Here is a 1623-nt window from a genome sequence, read left to right as displayed (position 1 = left end):
CCGGTTTGGCCCCGCCGCCCACCGCCGTTTCCGGCAACGGTTGATACTCGATCACGCCGGGAGCCTTGGTGACTTCCGGTGCCGTTGGCATTGGCTTGGGCCCGGTGACGTACGCCAGGCAGATCATCGCCAGGGCGCCGACCGGCAGCGTCCAGGCAAACCGGTTGCTGTCATGGCGGGTGTTGAAGTAATGACGCACCAACACCGCCGCCACGGCGATCCCGGCCAGGATCAGCCAGTTGTATTGGCTGCCGTAGGTGCTCGGGAAGTGGTTACTGATCATGATGAACAGCACCGGCAGGGTGAAGTAGTTGTTGTGGCGCGAACGCAACAGGCCCTTGGCCGGCAACGCCGGGTCAGGCGTGCGATTCTCGGCGATGGCCGCCACCAGGGCGCGCTGGGCCGGCATGATGATGCGGAACACGTTGCCGACCATGATCGTACCGATGACGGCACCGACATGCAGGTAGGCGCCGCGACCGCTGAACACCTTGCTGAAACCGTAGGCCGCGGCGATCAACAGCACGAACAGAATCAGGCCGAGCAGGGCGGGGCGCTTGCCGAGTGCCGAGTCGCAGAGTGCCGAGTAGACGAACCAGCCAACGAACAATGAACCGAGGCCCAGGGCAACACCCTCGGCGCCGCTCAGGCTGCTGCCGGGAGCCAGCAGGTAGACGGTCGGGTTCCAATAGAACACCAGGCACAGCAGGGCGATGCCCGACATCCAGGTGAAATAGGCTTCCCATTTGAACCAGTGCAGGTTGTCCGGCATGGACGGCGGCGCGAGTTTGTATTTTTCCAGGTGGTAGATGCCGCCACCGTGGATGGCCCATAAATCACCGGCCAGGCCGCTCCGGGGGTTGACGCGATTGAGGTTGTTTTCCAGCCAGACGAAGTAGAACGACGCGCCGATCCAGGCCACGCCAGTGATCATGTGAACCCAGCGCACGCTCAGGTTCAGCCATTCCAGCATATGTGCTTCCACAGTCTTTACCTCTCGCCCGTCACCCTTGTCTTCGGGTGATCGGACCTTCTCTTATTGGTGGGGGGCGAGGATCAGTGACTCATCCTCTTGGAAAAAATGCTCATCGCAGTTGTTGCCTGTGCCACTGCGATCAACCACCAGGAAGTCATCCCGCTTTTCGATCGTCAGCACCGGGTGGTGCCAGACGCCGCGATGGTAATTGATGCCCTGCCTGCCGTTGGTGACGAAGGCGCGGACCAAGCCTGATACAGGTGCATCGCCAAGTGGCGCGACCACGATCAGAAAGGGGTTGCCGAGCAGCGGAATGAAGGCCTGGCTGCCCAGCGGATGGCGCTCCAGCATGCGTACGGTCAACGGCATCTGCAGCGCGTCGGCGCGAAAGATGCTGATGATCGCCTGGTCGTCCGGCGTGGCGGTCTCGACCGTCGCCAGGCGATGGAAGCGCATGGTCGAACCGTTGTTGATCATGAAGTGATCGCTGCCGTCGGTTTCGATCACGTCACCGAACGGGGCGAAGGCTTCTTTGGTCAATGGCTCGATCTTGAGTGTGCGCATGCTGGTCTTCTTAACCTTGAATTCGTTGTTGTCTGTTCTATTGCTATCGCGAGCAGGCTCGCTCCCACATTTGACCGCAAACC

General features: G+C 61.2%; 2 protein-coding genes. Both read right to left on the bottom strand.

The genetic code is table 11. The annotated features are described in order from the left end of the window. Positions 1-985: urate hydroxylase PuuD (locus ACE04F_RS00855; protein ID WP_486104106.1), on the bottom strand; the 985-nt coding region annotated here is incomplete at its 3' end. Positions 986-1036: 51 nt separating this feature from the next. After that, complete coding sequence (locus tag ACE04F_RS00850) at positions 1037-1540, bottom strand: ureidoglycolate lyase (RefSeq protein ID WP_486104104.1); 504 nt, start codon at positions 1538-1540, stop codon at positions 1037-1039. Positions 1541-1623 lie beyond the last annotated feature (83 nt).

It is taken from the genome of Pseudomonas sp. AGC41 (genome assembly GCF_057334555.1).
Note: the sequence above shows the minus strand (reverse complement) of the source record. Positions and strands in the feature narration are given on the sequence as shown.